The organism is Arthrobacter sp. efr-133-TYG-118, assembly GCF_030209755.1.
In the GTDB taxonomy this organism is placed as follows: domain Bacteria; phylum Actinomycetota; class Actinomycetes; order Actinomycetales; family Micrococcaceae; genus Arthrobacter.
Genome location: NZ_JARVRH010000035.1, coordinates 35,171 through 50,031, shown reverse-complemented (window position 1 = coordinate 50,031; position 14,861 = coordinate 35,171). Strand labels below are relative to the sequence as shown.

12 protein-coding genes are annotated in these 14,861 nt (G+C 64.3%); 9 read left to right on the top strand and 3 right to left on the bottom strand.

From position 1 onward, the window contains the following. Positions 1-41 precede the first annotated feature (41 nt). The 6 genes from QRN59_RS22530 (at position 42) to QRN59_RS22505 (ending at position 7,664) form a co-directional block, all read left to right on the top strand. Positions 42-398 (top strand): YidH family protein, encoded by a 357-nt coding sequence (locus QRN59_RS22530; RefSeq protein WP_059387628.1) that lies wholly within the window; start codon positions 42-44, stop codon positions 396-398. Continuing rightward, positions 395-745, top strand: a complete 351-nt coding sequence (locus QRN59_RS22525) for a DUF202 domain-containing protein (RefSeq protein ID WP_284984663.1) — start codon at positions 395-397, stop codon at positions 743-745. Before QRN59_RS22530 ends, QRN59_RS22525 begins: the two co-directional genes overlap by 4 nt. Before the next feature lie 143 nt (positions 746-888). Then, on the top strand, positions 889-1,815 hold the full coding sequence (locus QRN59_RS22520) for an MIP/aquaporin family protein (RefSeq protein ID WP_284984662.1): 927 nt from the start codon (positions 889-891) through the stop codon (positions 1,813-1,815). Between the two features lie 90 nt (positions 1,816-1,905). Beyond that, entirely contained in the window at positions 1,906-3,093 is a 1,188-nt protein-coding gene (locus QRN59_RS22515; protein ID WP_284984661.1) for an exonuclease SbcCD subunit D, read from the top strand. Further along, positions 3,090-6,110 carry an AAA family ATPase gene (locus QRN59_RS22510; protein WP_284984660.1) on the top strand — a complete coding sequence of 1,007 codons (3,021 nt, stop codon included), beginning with the start codon at positions 3,090-3,092 and terminating at the stop codon, positions 6,108-6,110. The genes QRN59_RS22515 and QRN59_RS22510 overlap by 4 nt, the downstream gene beginning before the upstream one ends. Before the next feature lie 135 nt (positions 6,111-6,245). Beyond that, entirely contained in the window at positions 6,246-7,664 is a 1,419-nt protein-coding gene (locus QRN59_RS22505) for an MFS transporter (RefSeq protein WP_284984659.1), read from the top strand. A 144-nt stretch (positions 7,665-7,808) separates the two neighbouring features. Here the strand turns inward: QRN59_RS22505 and QRN59_RS22500 are convergent, their stop codons facing one another. Further along, the gene (locus tag QRN59_RS22500; RefSeq protein WP_502871103.1) at positions 7,809-8,546 is read right to left on the bottom strand and encodes an IclR family transcriptional regulator; all 738 of its coding nucleotides are present in this window, start codon (positions 8,544-8,546) and stop codon (positions 7,809-7,811) included. Between the two features lie 144 nt (positions 8,547-8,690). On the opposite strand from QRN59_RS22500, the gene QRN59_RS22495 reads away from it, so the two are divergent. After that, a complete protein-coding gene (locus QRN59_RS22495) occupies positions 8,691-9,227 on the top strand; it encodes a flavin reductase family protein (RefSeq protein ID WP_284984658.1) in 537 nt (178 codons plus the stop codon). 72 nt (positions 9,228-9,299) lie between these two features. Then, positions 9,300-10,754, top strand: coding sequence for a 4-hydroxyphenylacetate 3-monooxygenase, oxygenase component (gene hpaB, locus QRN59_RS22490; RefSeq protein WP_284984657.1), 1,455 nt, complete (start codon positions 9,300-9,302; stop codon positions 10,752-10,754). Positions 10,755-10,902: 148 nt separating this feature from the next. On the opposite strand, the gene QRN59_RS22485 is transcribed toward hpaB, so the two are convergent. Together QRN59_RS22485 and QRN59_RS22480 are read right to left on the bottom strand one after the other, a co-directional pair. Then, positions 10,903-12,231, bottom strand: a complete 1,329-nt coding sequence (locus QRN59_RS22485; protein WP_284984656.1) for an S-layer homology domain-containing protein — start codon at positions 12,229-12,231, stop codon at positions 10,903-10,905. Between the two features lie 213 nt (positions 12,232-12,444). After that, positions 12,445-13,632, bottom strand: coding sequence for an alkaline phosphatase family protein (locus QRN59_RS22480; protein ID WP_284984655.1), 1,188 nt, complete (start codon positions 13,630-13,632; stop codon positions 12,445-12,447). A gap of 272 nt (positions 13,633-13,904) precedes the next feature. Between QRN59_RS22480 and QRN59_RS22475 the strand changes: the two genes are divergently transcribed. Beyond that, positions 13,905-14,858: a glycoside hydrolase family 16 protein gene (locus tag QRN59_RS22475; RefSeq protein WP_284984654.1), complete on the top strand. Its 954-nt coding sequence runs from the start codon at positions 13,905-13,907 to the stop codon at positions 14,856-14,858. Positions 14,859-14,861 lie beyond the last annotated feature (3 nt).

Here is a 14,861-nt window from a genome sequence, read left to right as displayed (position 1 = left end):
CATCCCCGCTGATACGGTGGCTCGTGAACCAGGAGGCAGTGATGCGTGAACCCGCGTGGCGGAAAACCGGAAAGACCCCGGACTACAGATTCTCCCTCGCAAACGAGCGGACCTTCCTTGCATGGATCCGTACCTCGTTGGCGCTGCTGGCTGGTGCCGTCGCCATCGACCAGCTTGCTCCGAACATCGCGCCGCAGCCCGTGCGCATCGTCTTGTGCGTTGTGCTTTCCATGATCGGCGCGGGCCTCGCGACGCTTGCCTACCGCCGGTGGGCGCAAATGGAGGCAGCGATGCGCAACGACCAAGCCCTGCCGTTCTCACGGGTCATGCTGCTGATGACCATCGTGGTTGCCGTGGCAGCCTTCACCTTTGCCGTGCTGATCCTGGTGGCGCGTTGACCATTGACGCCAGGGATCCGGGGCTGCAACCTGAGCGCACCACGCTCGCTTGGCGCCGGACCCTGATTTCGCTTCTGGTGGTGGATCTCTTCATCTGGCGCAGATGGTTGACGGCCAAGTCCGGCGCGGGACAACTTCCCACCGGTATACCGGGACTCGACTACCAGGGAATCTGCGCCCTGACGGCCGCCGCAGCGACGATCGTCCTGGGCTGCGTCGTCTGGGTCAGGTCCTATCAGCTGCACCATGGCGCGGATGAAGCGTCGGCTGTCTTGATGCTTGCAAGCGCCCTGTCTATTATTGCGCTCGCCTGCGCTGCGGTCGCCGCAATCGCGTTGGGCGGCTAGGCTCGGATTCAGGAAGCGTCCAGACTCGGCTGACAGGATGCCAGCAGGGCAAATGCGCGGTCCGCAGCATGGCTCGTTGCCGTGCGTGGAGCATTCTCCTCGGCAACAGACCACCCGAACCTCGAACTAAGGAATCATTCGACATGACCACAACTATGTCCGTTCCCTCCTCCCGCGGTACCCGGCTCCTTGCCCGGGCGTCCGCTGAAGCTCTGGGGACGCTGTTCCTTGTGGTTATTGGCTTGGGTGTGCTGATCTTCATCAACCCCCAGGCGGTTCCGATGCCGGCGTCGCTGGCCAGCGGCCTGACCGTTACTGCTGCCATGCTTGCCTTCGGCTATTTGTCGGGCGGGCACTTCAACCCGGCCATCACGGTTGGCCACTTGGTTGCCGGCCGGATGAAGCTTGTGGATGGGGCCGCGTACCTTGGGGCCCAGATCGTGGGCGGTTTGCTGGGCGCACTGGCGATTTTCGCCGTCGTGCGGACCGTTCCCGGGATCACCGACAGCCGGACTGTCTTTGATACGGCAACGTCCGGATTCGGCACCCATTCAAGCTTCCAGGTTCCCGTGACCGGCGTGATGCTCATTGAGGTCCTCGGCGCAGCGCTCCTGGTGGGGGTCTTCCTGGGCGTCACTGCCCGACGCAATCCCAGCAAGATCGCGGCACCGTTCGCCGTCGGCCTGACGGTCGCAGTCCTGCTGCAGCTGGGCCAATCAACTGGAAACCTTGCCTTCAACCCGGCCCGGGCCACTGCATCCGCCATCTTCAGCTCCAGCTGGGCCGTGGAGCAGCTCTGGCTCTTCTGGGTCGCGCCGCTGGTGGGAGCAGCGATCGCAGGCCTCATCTTCCGCGGTTTCGGCGAAACCACTCCGGCTACCGTGGCTGAGGTCGAAGAACCGTTGCCGGCCGACGGCTGGGACGAAAAGTCCGACGACGACGCCGAAGCGGCTGCCCCGGAACGTGCGGCCGAGGCTTCCACGCCGGCTGCGGCGCCCGCCGCGGCCCCAGCCGAAGAAAAGCCCGACGTTGACCCGGCCCGTGACTTCTTCGACGGCAAACGGGGCTGACGCAGGAATTCAGCTGCCCGGAGGGTCCTGTTACGGCCGGTGCCGCCGCGCCGCGCCAATAATGTCCGTGCCTCCGGTTAGCTTGAAAACATGAGGCTTTTGCACACTTCGGATTGGCACCTGGGACGCTCGTTCCATGGCGTCGGGATGCTCGACGCCCAGCGCGACTTCATCGAGCAGTTGCTCGCAGTCATCCGGGAGCAATCGGTGGACGTCGTCCTGATTGCGGGGGACGTCTATGACCGTGCCCTTCCGGGCCTGGATGTCGTTAAGCTGCTCGACGACGCCCTCGTGCGGATCACGGACGCCGGTGCCAAGGTGGTGCTGACCAGCGGCAACCACGATTCCGCGATCCGCCTTGGTTTCGCTTCGCGCCTGCTGGAGCGCGGGGGAGTCCACCTGCGGACCCGCGTAGAGGATCTCGATACCCCTGTCCTTTTTCCACTGGACAGCAACCACCGCGCGGCCGGGGCGGGCGTCCCGGTGCTTGCCGTCTACGGGATTCCGTACCTTGAACCAAGGCTTGTCGCCGAACGGCTCGGTGCCCAAACGGCGAGTCACTTTGACGTCACCCAGGCCGCGGTGCAGCTCATCCGTGAGGACATTGCCCGGAGAAGCGAGACAGGACCAGTGCACTCCGTTGTGCTGGCACACACTTTCGCGAGCGGCGGCATCACCTCGGACAGCGAACGCGATTTGAGCATCGGCGGTTTGGGGGCGGTGCCCCTGAATCTCTTCGATGGCTTTGGCTATACGGCCCTTGGGCATCTGCACGGGCGCCAGGAACTTTCGGAGCACGTCCGGTATTCGGGTTCGCCGCTGGCATACTCGTTCTCCGAGGCCAAGCATCGGAAGGGCGCATGGCTGATTGACGTCGGCATCGACGGTGTTGAGAGCGTCGAGGAAATTCACTGGAAAGCACCACGGGAGCTGGCGATTCTCCGTGGGAAGCTCGCCGAGCTTTTGGAATCGGAGGAATATTCCTGGGCCGAGACCGCGTATTGCCAGGTCACCCTCACGGACTCCGCGCGGCCGGCGCAGGCCATGGAACAGCTGCGTGCCCGGTTCCCGGACACGCTGGTCCTTGGCTTTGACCCTGAAGACGCCGCGGGAAAGGCAAAAGCCAGCTATAGCAGCAGGCTTGCAGAGGCCGAGGACGATCTTGGTGTTTGCTGCGGCTTCCTTGACCATGTGCGGGGAAGGCCTGCTGACGAAGCAGAACTTTCCGCCCTTCGTGAAGCCTTGGAAGCGGTCCGGCTGGAAGGAGCAGAGCTGTGAGAATCCACCGCCTTGAAATTGAGGCTTTCGGGCCGTTTGCCGGGGTTCAATCGATTGATTTCGACCACTTGGGGGCCCAGGGACTGTTCCTCTTGAACGGTGCCACTGGCGCGGGAAAGACGAGTGTGCTCGACGCTATCTGCTTTGCACTGTATGGCTCCGTGCCGGGGGCCCGCCAGGACGGCAAACGCTTGCGGAGCGACCACGCGGAACCGGCAGCGGAGCCGCGGGTCGTCTGCGAATTTTCGGCGCGAGGCAGACGCTTCGAGGTCACCCGCTCCCCGGCGTGGGACAGGCCAAGTGCCCGTGGGCGCAAGGGCTTCACCACCCAGCAGGCTAAAACGCTTCTGCGCGAACGGATTGATGGCTCGTGGGAAGAAAAGACCTCCCGCAACGACGAAGCCGGCATGGAAATCGGTGACGTCCTGGGGATGGACCGGGACCAGTTCACCCGGGTGGTCATGCTCCCGCAGGGAGACTTCGCGGCTTTCCTGCGTTCCAAGGCGTCCGACCGGCTGGATCTTCTGCAGAAGCTCTTCGGAACCCAGCGTTTTGAAGCGATCGAGCAGCAGTTGGCACTCCAAGCCAACGCCGCGCGCGTAAAAGTTCAGGATAACCAGAACGGACTTCAGTTGCTCGTGCAGCGGGCGGAGACAGAGTACGCGCAACTCGGCATCGAAGAGGCCGACACGGCGGATCTTGATGGCCCAGGATCCAGTGGGCTCGCGCCTGAACTTCGGCTCGGGAACCTCGAGGCCCGGGCCCGGGCCGAATCTCTCAAGCGGCAGCACGCTGCCGGCTCTGCCGATGCCGCCCGGATTCAGATCGCAGACAAGCTCAACTCCGCCCGGGAACGGGTTCAACGGCACGCGAAGCTCGACGCCGCCACGCGCCGGCACGAAGCGCTCTCCGCACGCGCGGCAGAAGTGCAGGAATTCCGCGAGCGACTTGGACGCCACCGCAAAGCCGCCGTCCTCGGCGGACAGCTCGACGCCGTGGACCGCGCCGCGAAGGCCCTCGACCTTGCGGGCTCGAACGCGGAGTCGGCGACGGCGAAACTGCTTGCCGCCTCTCTTGACGCGAGCGACCCCGGCACGTCGCTGACCGGGATTCAAGAGACGATGGCTATCCTGGAGGCCAGGGTCGGGGACGAACAAAAGCTCGAGGACATCACCGCCAGACTTGGTGCGCTCGGCCTCGCCGCTCGGCAGCGGGAGTCGGCCAAAGCGGTGCGGTCCCTTGCATTGGCCGGGCTTCGCTCGGAGGCGCTTGCCTTGGAGGGCGAGCTGGGCCCGCTGGAAGTTGCCGCTTTGGAGCTGCCCCTCCGCGAAAGCGAAGTTGCAGCAGCCCAGAACGCCGTCAAGACCGTAGCCCGTTACGCAGGCGCCCTTGATTCCCAGTCCGCGGCAGTGAAGCGCCACGCGTTTGCCCGGGCGCTTTCCCAGGACCTCCGACAGCTCTGGCTGGATCTCCGCGAATCCCGGCTGGCCAATGCCGCCGCCGAGCTCGCCGCAAAGCTGCATGACGGCGAAGCATGCCCGGTCTGCGGAAGCGCCGAGCACCCCTCTCCGGCGCCAGCCGGGCTAACCGCGCTGGCCCTTGCCGAGGAAGAGCAATCCGCCCACGAACGCTATGAGGAGAGCGAGCACGAACTTCTCCAAGCGGCGGGCGAGCTAGCGTCCGCCGAGCAGGAAGTTGCCGTGCTCGCCGCCCAGGGCGGAGACATCGATCCAAAGGAAGCCGCTTCGGCGGAGGACTTGGCCAAAGACGCCCTGGCCTCGGCGCGTTCCGCCGTGTCCGGGCTCAAACAGGGAAAGGCAGACCTTGCCCGCATGACGGAGAGCATTGCCCGCTTGGAGGAAGAACAACTCCAGGAGGACACCGCCGCGGCGCAGGCCGGGTCCATCAAGGTCCTGCTGGGCGAACAACGTGAGTCCCTGGAGACCTTGCTTTGCGGGCTGCGTGATGGCTTCGACACACTGCGCGGCCGGATTGAGGCCCTGACCAGGCAACGCGAACTCCTGCAGTCCGCTGTGACTGCAGGCGTGCAGTTGGAACGAGCCCGGGAGGCTGTGGATGATGCATCCACAGCCTTGGACCGTGCCCTTTCGGCACACGGATTCGACACCGCGGAGGCCGCGCGGCTCGAAATCCTCGACGAGCAGCACGCCGCACGGCTCGACGAAACCATCAGGGCCGCAGAGACCGAGAGCGCCCGTCTCGCGGAGCTCTTCGAGTCCGAGGATCTCGTGCTCGCTGCCAAGGAAGCACAGATCGGAGAGGTGCCCCTGACCGCCGTCAAGCTTGCCGCCCTCGAACAAGAGGCCGGACAGACAGAAGAAACGGCCCGCCGCCTGGACCTTGCCGCGGGACTCGCTGCCAGGACGGTGGCCAGCCTGGCTGCGATCCGCTCGCAGTACGAAGAAGCTGCGGCCTCGGGGCGCGGCCCCCGTGAACGCGCCCGGATACTCAACGAGCTCGCCGAAACTGCCAGGGGGGCAGGCGACAACGGTTACAAAATGAGCCTCAACAGCTATGTGCTGGCCGCCCGCCTCGAACAAGTCGCGGCAGCGGCGTCGGAGCGGCTTATCGCCATGAGCGATGGCAGGTACACCCTGCAGCACACGGACGCCAAGGCGGCCCGGGGCGCGAAATCCGGTCTGGGCCTGGAAGTCGTGGATGAGTGGACAGGCCAGCGGCGGGACACCGCCACACTGTCCGGCGGGGAGTCGTTCATGGCTTCGCTCGCGTTGGCCTTGGGGCTCGCCGATGTGGTGCAGCAGGAGGCCGGCGGCGTAGACATCGAAACCTTGTTCGTGGATGAGGGCTTCGGGAGCCTTGACGAGCAATCCCTCGAGCAGGTCATGGATGCACTGGAGGGACTGCGCGACGGCGGCAGGGTGGTGGGGCTGGTCAGCCACGTTGCCGAGATGAAACAGAGAATCAGCAGCCAGCTGCAGGTAATCAAGAACCGGAACGGCTCCACTGTGCGAATCGTGGACGCCGCGGCAGCCTAGACACCTGTCTGAGGCGCCGGCTCGTGCGCGCGGTCCGCTGGAACAGGCGCAGCCGTCCGGTAGACTTGGAGGGTTACACCGGGTCGCGCGCATCGGGAGGAGGGACGATGCGCATCATTCAGCGAACCCGGAATCATGAACTCCTCCCCACAGAACTCCGCGGCGAACACCGCGCTTCAGGCTCACCCTTCATTTCCTTCTGCGCCCACGTCGGCCGCGCCCCGCCGCTCGCGCCTACCTGGCCGCTTCGCCCGCCTGCCCGAGCTCGCCGGCCGCAACTTCCTGCCGCTGGGACTGTTCGCGAGGCTGCCCCTCGCCATGCTGACCGTCGGCACCCTCACCCTGGTCACGGCCGTCAGCCATTCTTACGCCATCGGCGGCCTGGCTGCCGGAGCCGTCGGCATCGGATCGGCCTTGGGCGCGCCGGTACTCGGCTCGCTCGCTGACCGCTCAGGCCAGCGCCCGGTCCTGCTCGTAGCCGCGGCTGTCAACGCCGTCACCGTCATAGCGTTGCTCGTTGCCGCGTACCTGACACCCGATTTCAACACCCCCACGGACGCGATAGCCATTTTGGTAACGGCTTTCCTTGCCGGAGCGAGTTGCCCGCAGGTGGGGCCCATGGCCAGGGTCCGTTGGATGGCGCTGACTACCCTGAATCTGAGCACCCGGAATTCGAAGCCGGGAGCCGGCGGGAATGCCGCCGGTCCTGGAAGCGTGGCGTCCAGCCGCGCAGACCTTGACACCGCGTTGTCCTACGAGGGAACCGCGGACGAAGTCACTTTCGTCCTCGGTCCTGCGCTGGTCGGTATTCTCGCGAGCCTCGTCGCCCCTTGGCTTCCGCTCGCCGTGGCGGCCGTCCTCACCGCCACGCTCGTGCCGGCTTTCGCCGTGCATCCTTCACAATTGGCTGTGGTGCCGGTAAAGCGCAAGGCGGGCGCCGGCGTCGAGCGCGTCCCTGCGAAGCAGAAGTCAAGTGTCCAATCTTTGGCCTGGCTGAAGGTCGCTGTTCCGGTGCTGGCCATGGTCTGCATGGGAACATTCTTTGGTGCGACGCAGAATGCGTTGAGCGCTTTCTCCGCCCAGTTCGCCACAGCGGAAATTGCGGGGCTGATGTATTCCGTCATGGGCCTGAGCTCCGCCGTCGCTGCGCTGTCTGTTGCCTATTGGCCGCAGCGCTTTCGGCTGGCTATCCGTTGGGTACTCGCCGCGGCCGCGATGACGGTCTTCTCTCTTCTGTTGTTCCTTCCAGCCGGGATCTGGCCGATGGTCATCGTTCTCTTGGTGCTCGGAATTCCCGTAGGACCCGTCATGGTGACAGTCTTCAGCATCGGGGGAGTCGTGGCACCGGCCGGCCGTATGGCAACGGTCATGACAGCCCTGGCGAGCGGCATCGTGGCGGGTACGGCGTTGGGAGCCTACCTTGCCGGCCAGTTGGCCCAAACCCAAGGTCCCGCCGCCGCTTTTGTGGTGTCCACGGCTGCTTCGGGCGCGCTTCTGGTGCTCGGCATCGTCGCAGGACTGGTCCTCCGGCGCCGGCCAAGCGCCCAACAATAACGACGCTCGCTCACTTATGGGCCACTTTTTGGGAACCCTCGCTCACATCATCTGCAAAAGGGTTAGCGGTTTTGGCCTTAAAAGTGAGCGAGCGTTGGATGATGCACGACGAACGGACGCACCAACGGGTGAAGCCCGGGGTCCTTATGCCAGCTGGGACTCTATGCGTGCCGCGCTCGCTGCCAGTGCTTCGCCGACGGCGGCCTGGTCCTGTTCGCGACGGATGTAGACGACGGCGATCGCCGCGGGCCGGCCGCCCGGCACCTGGATGGGGGCGGCCAAAGATGACAAGCCGGCGATGACTTCGTCGTGGCTTGCCGCATAGCCGAGCCGGCGCGCTTCTGCCGCTTCCGGGCGATACGGCAGGCCCGGAGCGCGGGCGGCCCATTCATCCTCGCTCATGGTGGACTGGATCGCGATTCCCGGTGCCCCGGTGTTCACGGGGTGGCGCGTGCCGGGATGCTGTGCCAACGTCGCGGCTGAGTGGCGGGGCTCGACCGTGACCAGCGTGACGCAGTCCTGATGGTCCCAGACTGCTACGAAGGCCGTCATGTTCAGGGTGTTCGCAAGCTGGGTCAGCTCCGGGAGGGCGGCCGTCTGGAGGTCTCGTGAGACGCCCCGGGCCAGCACCGCAAGGCCAGGACCGGGCTGAACGCGTCCGGCGTCGTCGCGCACCAGCAGGGAGTGATCCTCCAGCGTGCGAAGGATACGGTAGGCCACCGAGCGATGAACGCCCAGGGCGCCAGCGAGTTCTGCAATGGTCAAGGGACGCTCGGCAGCCGCCATGATTTCCAGGGCCTGGATTCCGCGGGAGAGGGTCTGCGACGGCGAGACCGTCGCCGTCGTTTCCTGCAGACTTTTCGCGGCGCTGGAAGACATCATGCGCTCCATCCTATGTTGGGGCCTAACGCGGCGGCCCGCCGTCTTGTGCTGTAGCACACAAAAGACTATGGTTCTGTATGAGAATTTGTTGTTCAAATATAGAACAAATTCACATATAGAACAATCTCCAGCCAGGAATCAACGATGATTGCCAAGTCCAGCCAGAATGCGGAACCGGGACCCCTGGGCCGCACGTCGCGGCCGCGGGCACATCATTTCCGCGGCAGCCTGGGCCGCTTTGCCACGGGCGTTGCCATCGTGACGTTTGACGGCGCCACCAAGAGGCATGGCATCACCGTCAATTCCTTCACCTCAGTGTCCATGGAACCGCCCCTGGTCCTGGTCAGTATCGCCCGCAACACCAAAGCCCACGACGAGCTCGCCGGGCGGCCGTTCAGCGTCAATATCCTGGGTGCTGAACAAAAGCAGCTCGCCCTGCATTTCGCGGGCCGTCCCGGGCCCGAGCCACGGTGGGTCGAAGGCGAGACTGCGCCGCGGCTATCCAACGTCCTCGCCTACTTCGAATGCACGCCGTGGGCAGCCTACGACGGCGGAGACCACACGCTCTATCTGGGTGAAGTGGTGGACTTCAACTACCGCAGCGGCGACGCGCTCGCCTTCGCAAACAGCTCTTTCACCACCATCCCGGAAAGCCAATTGGGAATGGAGGATCTTCTGTAGTTGCCGCCGCGCCCGTCGACGTCGCATCCACCACGCAATGCCGTTTCAGCTCAACCATCATTGGAGACAACCATGGGAATCCGGACCGGACAGCAGTACCTGGACAAGCTCAACTCGATGAACCCCCACGTCCTGATCGACGGCGAAATGGTCACCGAGAAGATCGCCGACCACCCGTCCTTCAGGAATGTGGCCCGCACGTACGCGAAGCTCTTCGATATGCAGCATGACCCGAAGCATGCGGACGCCCTCACCTACGAGTCCCCGACGACGGGTGACCGGGTGAGCGCCTCATTCCTGGTGCCGCGCAGCAAAGAAGACCTCGAACATCGGCATGCGGCCATCCGCACCTGGGCTGAGTACTCCCTTGGATTCCTGGGCCGGACGGGCGACTACATGAACGGCGCCCTCACGGCGCTCGCGGCCGCAGAAAAATGGTTTGCCCAGGCCGATCCGATGTTCGGCGAAAACATCCGCACATACTACGAGCATTGCCGCGAGAACGATCTCCTGGCTACGCACACACTGATCCCGCCGCAAGTCAACCGTTCGGTGTCAGGTTCCGAACAGCTCGGCGGCCAACTCTCGGCGAGGGTCGTGGAAGAACGCGAGGATGGCATCGTGGTCCACGGTGCGCGCATGCTCGCCACGATCGCGCCGATTGCGGACGAGCTCCTCGTGTTTCCGTCGACGCTCCTGCGCTCGACGCCGGAAGATGCTCCCTATTCCTATGCGTTCGCTCTCCCGAACGATGCGCCCGGCATGCGCTACCTGTGCCGGACCTCGCTCTACAACGGCGGAAGCACCCACGACGAACCGCTAGCGAGCCGCTACGAGGAGATGGACGCCGTCGTCGTTTTCGACCACGTGTTCGTTCCCAACGAGCGCATCTTCATGCTCGGCCATCCTGAGCTGTGCAATGCCTTCTACTCTGAGACGGGCGCCGGGGCCCTCATGACCCACCAGGTGGTCACACGGACCATCGCGAAGAGCGAGTTCTTCCTGGGCCTTGCCTCGGAAATTGCGGCGTCGATCGGGATTGACGGTTTCCAGCACATCCAGGAAGACCTCGCGGAGCTGATTGAAACCGTTGAAATCGGCAAGGCCCTCATGGTGGCGGCGGAAGCCCAGGCGGCTCCAAGCCCGGACGGCGTGTTCCTGCCGCACTGGCCCACCCTGAATGCGGCACGCAACTGGTACCCCAAGGTTGCCCAGCGTTTCCCTGCAATCATCCGGAAATTCTCGGCATCCGGTCTCATGGCCCTGCCGGGCGAAGCGGATGTGGCCAGTGAGGCATTGCCGGACATCGAGCTGTACCTGCAGGCGAAGACGCTGACCGGCCCGGAACGCGTGCGCCTCTTCAAGCTCGCTTTCGATGCCAGCATTTCCGCGTTCGCCGGGCGCCAGGCGCTGTATGAGTACTTCTTCTTCGGCGACCCTGTGCGCATGGCAGCCGCCCTTGTGAACAGTTACGACCGCGAGCCGGCCCGCGCCCGCGTGCGGGAGTTCCTCGAGCGACAGGACTGAACTCGCCACGGCACGTAAGACGACGGCGGGCTTCGCCGTCGTCGTCCAGCTGTGGGTGTGGTAGCGGCGAAACGGGCCAAGCACCGCCCGGGGAAAGAGGGACTGGCGGTGCTAACCGTCAGTCCCTCTTTCCCGTGCCGGACCGTGCTCAGGGCTTGGGGTATTTCGCGTTGGTGCGGTAGAGGAAGGCCGCGGTGGCGTCGCGGGCAACCGGGGTGAGGGGTCGGAATTCCGTCGTTCCGTCAGGCATTGCCCAGCCGGTGGTGATGTTGTTGCTGGCGAGCCAGGTGATTTCCTTGTAGAAGGGGTAGTTGGAAGGCACGTCGCTGAAGTTGCTGGTTCCGGAGACTGCGGGGCTTCCGTTCAGGCGATAGATGAAGGCAGCCATGGCGTCACGGTTGACTGAGCTTTGGGGATGGAAGGTCGCTGCCCCGTTGGGGCCGTCGTTGTAACCGGTGGTAATACCCTGGGCAGCCAGCCAGGACACTTCCTTGTAGAAGGCGCTGTTCGTGGGAACATCGGCGAACTTGGGTGTTGCCGGCGGTGTGTAGGCAGGGCTGCCCATGTATCGGTAGATGAAGGCTGCCATCGCTTCGCGGCTGATGGACTCCAAGGGCCGGAACTGGCGGCTATTGTCGGGCATGAGCCAGCCCGTGGTGATGCCCGCGTCGGCAGCCCAGGTGATTTCCTTGTAATAGGGGTAGCTCGAAGTCACGTCGGTGAAGGAATACGACGAAGACGCCGGTTCGTTCTTGACGATGAGGTCATCGACGTAGATGTCGGCCTGCTGTGTCGGGTGCTCGGAGCCCAGCATCACGCTACTCAGGGACGTTGCCGGGACGTTGAGGGTGCTGGACGAGTAGACGGACTTGTCATCGAACCAGACCTGGGCCGCCGTGGCGCTTCCGTTGGCGCTGACGTCGATGGCGATATGGTGCCAGCTGTTGAGGGCGACGGTGGAGACCATGGTCGTATAGCTGAACGTTCCGTCTGGCGCAGTGACTCTCAGCACGAAGTTGGCGGTGCTGTTGTAGCGGAAGATGTCCATGATCCGTGTGGCGCCGGAGAAGAAGCGGAAGTAGGGGACGTCGTTGCCTGCTACACCGGCGGTGGTGATGTTGAACCACCCGGCCGCGTAGGCGTGGGTGGACCCTGCCGGCAGGGGCACCGCCATATTCGAGATCGAACCGGAGTCAATCGTTGCATGCATGTAGGCGGAGCAGGCGCCGTCGTGGGCCAGGGTGGAGCTGACCCCGGCAGTGCCGGTCCCTTGGGTGACGACGGTGTAGGGGGACAAGGACCCGGATTCGAAGTTGTCGGCCACCACTGTGTTGCCCGGGAAGCTGTCAGTAGGTGCCGCGGTTGCGGGCTGGCACGAGACCGATGCTGCCTCGGCGGGTGCGGCAACGATCGCCGCGCCTGCACCCAAAGCGAGGCCGAGAATTCCGGAGAGCCCCAACCGGTACAGTCGTTTCATTGTTCGGTCCTCCAAGCTACGGTCGATACCCGGCTTCTCCGCCGTCGGAGTGAAGCCAAGCTTGATCTGCCTGTGGCGAAGGTTTGTTGCGACGGTACCCGGCCCAGGCACCCGGCAATGCCGTCGAGTACCCAATGGCACCATGGGGGCGGTTACAGTTGCGTTACCAAATCCAAGATTGCTTTGGTAGGCCGGGGCAGGGTTTCCGCAAGCTCAGAGTTGAGTGTTGAACACGTCCCGCCCGAAGCTCCGCAGTCCAGGCGCTCCGGCATATCCGAGACGGGGGACCGAGAAGATGTCCTCCATGGTGGCGAGAAGGCTGTAGTGGTTGTACATCGTTCCGGTGGTGGTCCCTGGACTGCTGAACGGAGACAGCACAAGCGCGCCGATAAGTCCTCCAGCTGTTCCTCCTGGCAGACCGGAAGGGCCGGTTGCGTTACCGTCCGCCTCGTCGAAGGTGATGACGAGCACGCCGTCCTGCCGGTAGGCCGGTGAGTTGAGGATGGTGGGGACTTGTTCCTTGAGCCAGGCGTCGGCGCTCTCCAGCCCGCCGGGTTGTCCGTCAACGCAGGGGCTGTCGTGACCGTCGTGGCAGAGATTGGGGCTGATGTACGCCAGGTTCGGTGTGGTGCCGGCAGACTGCAGGTCCTTCGCGAGGTTGGAGTAGTCCACCACGTTGTCTTGGCAGCCGGGGGAGGAAGTGATGCTGGTGAAATAGACGAAGGGATTGTGGCGGGTGGCGTACTGGTCATTGATTTTGGCGTTCTGGGAATCGTCCTTTGCGCCCGGGTTCGGGTGCCGGCACGGCGTGCCCATATCTTCCATGTATCCCTTCCAGGTTTTCCCGGCGTCGCTAAGTTGTCCCGCGATTGTCGGGACTGAAGCGGGGTAGACGCAGCCCGAGCCGAGCACCTGGCCCGGGTCCGCGGTTCCGGTTTGGATGAACGGCGCGTAGGTCGTGCAATCATTGCGCGTCGTCGGGTTGGATGCCTGTCCGGAGATCTGGGCCAGGTAGTTGGGGTTGGAGTGATGGGCGACGCCGTAATACTGGGTCAGGAGGACGCCCCGGCTACGCAGGGTTTGGGAAAGGTACGGGGCTGCCGAATCCGGCCCCCAAGTCTTGTTGTAGCTCTGGTTTTCCAAATTGATCACGAAGACGTGCCCGATCTTCCCGGCTGCAGCCGTCGGCACTGGGCTGTTGGTGGGTGACGAGGCCGACGTCGGGGACGGAGAGGAGCCGCTGATGGTGGTGCTCGGATCGGGAGGCGGTGTTTCGCCAGCCGACGGGCCTTGGCAAGCCGTGCCGACCACCAAGAGCGCGGCTGCGAGGACGAAGCGCTCAGTCCGTGGACGGCGGTGTTGGCGACGGCCGTGGCCCAGGACCTTTTTACCGGATCTCATTCTGGGTTTCATCTGATCCTGCTTCCTCCAAATTCCTGCCGATCTCGGGCAGCGGCCCTGGCTGGCATGCCGGCAGGTCTGTGCCAAAGGGTCACGCCCCGTTTTGGCGGTAGCAGGTATCGCGTAAGCGTTCCAGTCCGGACACTTTTGCACACTAAGTCCAACAGGGCCATGGTTCCCGGCTCCGGGTTCCCTGTGAATCCGTAGCCGAGGCCGTGGATGCAGCGGCTGCGGGCCCGGACGATCGAGCGGGCCGGGCCTTGTTTCGACATGTGTTTGCCGCCACACTGACTCCCATGCACGTGGAGGAACGGCGAAACGGCAAGAGTTTCAAGACTGTCCAGCGTGCGGGCATGACGATCGTGCTCGCCGCTTCCTTGTCGCTGGTCTTCTCCGGGTGCGTCGTCGACGGACAGCCCCGCCCGGCTTCCCCTGGCGCCAGCAGGACTACCGGAACTTCGACGGCGGGCGCAGAGGAGCAGTCCCAGGTCAGCGGAAAGATGCCCGTGGGTGACGTGCCCGGGTGGCGGCAGGTATTCACCGAAGATTTCAGCGAAGGGGACGTCCCGCTTGGGAGTTTCCCCGGGCCTGCATATAGCGCCAAATGGAGTGTGAACTACGCTGACGGAACACCGGACACGGCCGGTCAGCAAAGCGGCGGCAGGTCGGGGTACTACCCATCGAAGGTGCTCAGCGTCAAGGACGGGATGCTCGACATGTACCTGCATAGCGAGAAGGGTGTCTCGATGGGGGCGGCACCCGCGCCGAAGCTGCATCCGGCCAACGGGCGCCCGTACGACAGTCTGTTGTACGGGCGGTATTCGGTGCGGTTCAGGTCCGAGGCACTGCAGGGGTTCAAGACGGCGTGGCTGCTGTGGCCCGATAGCGGCGTATGGCCGCGTGAAGGAGAGATCGATTACCCCGAAGGTGATCTGTCCAAGTCCTTTTACGGCGCCGTCCATCAGGCCGGGTCGGACAAGAACATCTTCCATGAAGACCAGTCTGGTGCGCGGTTCACGGCTTGGCATACCGCGACAACCGAATGGACGCCTGGACGCGTTGAGTTCTTCCTCGACGGTGTCTCGATCGGTTTCGACACTGTCGGTATCCCCGACAAGCCGATGCATTACATCCTCCAGACCGAATCCTGCCTGACCGGCTGCCCCGCGCCGGCAACGGCCGGGCATCTGCAGGTGGCCTGGGTGGCAATCTGGGCAAGACAGTAGGTG

Coding starts and splice junctions, on each gene's coding strand:
- QRN59_RS22485 (WP_284984656.1), bottom strand. CDS start 12,231: ATGAAACGACTGTACCGGTTGGGGCTCTCCGGAATTCTCGGCCTCGCT.
- QRN59_RS22500 (WP_502871103.1), bottom strand. CDS start 8,546: ATGATGTCTTCCAGCGCCGCGAAAAGTCTGCAGGAAACGACGGCGACG.
- QRN59_RS22495 (WP_284984658.1), top strand. CDS start 8,691: ATGATTGCCAAGTCCAGCCAGAATGCGGAACCGGGACCCCTGGGCCGC.
- QRN59_RS22505 (WP_284984659.1), top strand. CDS start 6,246: ATGAACTCCTCCCCACAGAACTCCGCGGCGAACACCGCGCTTCAGGCT.
- QRN59_RS22520 (WP_284984662.1), top strand. CDS start 889: ATGACCACAACTATGTCCGTTCCCTCCTCCCGCGGTACCCGGCTCCTT.
- QRN59_RS22530 (WP_059387628.1), top strand. CDS start 42: ATGCGTGAACCCGCGTGGCGGAAAACCGGAAAGACCCCGGACTACAGA.
- hpaB (WP_284984657.1), top strand. CDS start 9,300: ATGGGAATCCGGACCGGACAGCAGTACCTGGACAAGCTCAACTCGATG.
- QRN59_RS22480 (WP_284984655.1), bottom strand. CDS start 13,632: ATGAGATCCGGTAAAAAGGTCCTGGGCCACGGCCGTCGCCAACACCGC.
- QRN59_RS22515 (WP_284984661.1), top strand. CDS start 1,906: ATGAGGCTTTTGCACACTTCGGATTGGCACCTGGGACGCTCGTTCCAT.